General features: G+C 62.1%; 1 protein-coding gene and 1 pseudogene. One reads left to right on the top strand and one right to left on the bottom strand.

The features are described from left to right. Positions 1 to 232: pseudogene (locus tag GSQ79_RS24510) on the top strand (ATP-dependent DNA ligase); the annotation flags it as partial. 301 nt (positions 233 to 533) lie between these two features. On the opposite strand, the gene GSQ79_RS24505 reads toward GSQ79_RS24510, so the two are convergent. Continuing rightward, positions 534 to 1068 (bottom strand): hypothetical protein (locus GSQ79_RS24505; protein ID WP_210253209.1); only part of this gene is annotated, 535 nt, incomplete at its 5' end.

Here is a 1068-nt window from a genome sequence, read left to right as displayed (position 1 = left end):
CAAGCTGATCTCGGTCGGCTCGGTCGGAACCGGCTTCAGCGACAAGGTCGCCACCATGCTGCGGACCAAGCTCGACGCGATCGCAACGTCGAAATGCGCAGTGCCCGGGCTCAAAACAAAGGGCGCCGTGTGGGTCGCTCCCGATTTGCAAGCCGAGATCGCCTATCGTGGGCTGACAGGATCCGGCGAGTTGCGGCACGCAAGCTTCAAGGGGATCGTCGACCATGCGTAACATGCAAACAAAAAACCCGCCCCTGCCGAAGCAGGGACGGGGCTTCAAAATTGTGGCTAAGCCCGGCGTGGGTTTAGTTCGAACCCGCGTGGTCAGACATCGGCTGGTCGCGGGGAACAGAGCACGTCGAACTTAATGCTCGACGTCTTGTGCTCGTCCGCGCGCCTTTGCTCCTTGGTGAGGTGGTCCGTGCACACCATGGTCTGCATCGGGCGAGATTGCGCGGCGCTATCGACGCGCCGAATATGCGCCCACCAGGTGGTAGGCGACGATGATCATCACCGACATCGGCGGACCTCAGCTATTGGGTGGGCGTGTACACAATCGGCGGAAAGCGGACCGGGAGATCCCAAAGTCCGAGGAGCCCGCCGTAGTGCGCGACGACAACGAGTTCGATCCGATCGCTCGCCGTGACGGTGCGGGGGATCTCGACGCAATAAGATTGTCGGTGCGGACCGACGCCGACCGTCATGGATCGAGCCCACGGCAAGATGCGGCTGCAGCGCGGTTCGCCCGGCGCGCTTGTATCGTTGTAGAGCGTGACCTCAAAGCGATCGGATGGTGTGACGAGCGCGACATCTAGCGGGCCGCCAGGCGCCATTCGTGTCTTCTCGCTGACCCAATCGAAGCGGAGAAACGCGTTAACGCGACCGACATCCTCGATGCTTTGGGTGCTTCGGATCGGGCGAATTAATCCCTCGACCCGCGGCCCTACGACGAGAACAATGAAGCCGAGCGCGACGAGCCCATAGATTGTCCAGAATGTGCGGATTGTTCGGGACATCGCGCTACTCCCGCGGCGACCGCGCCGGTAGGACATCGCGGAGCATGTCTCT

This window comes from Beijerinckia sp. L45 (assembly GCF_009765775.1).
Lineage (GTDB): Bacteria > Pseudomonadota > Alphaproteobacteria > Rhizobiales > Beijerinckiaceae > RH-AL1.
Note: the sequence above shows the minus strand (reverse complement) of the source record. Positions and strands in the feature narration are given on the sequence as shown.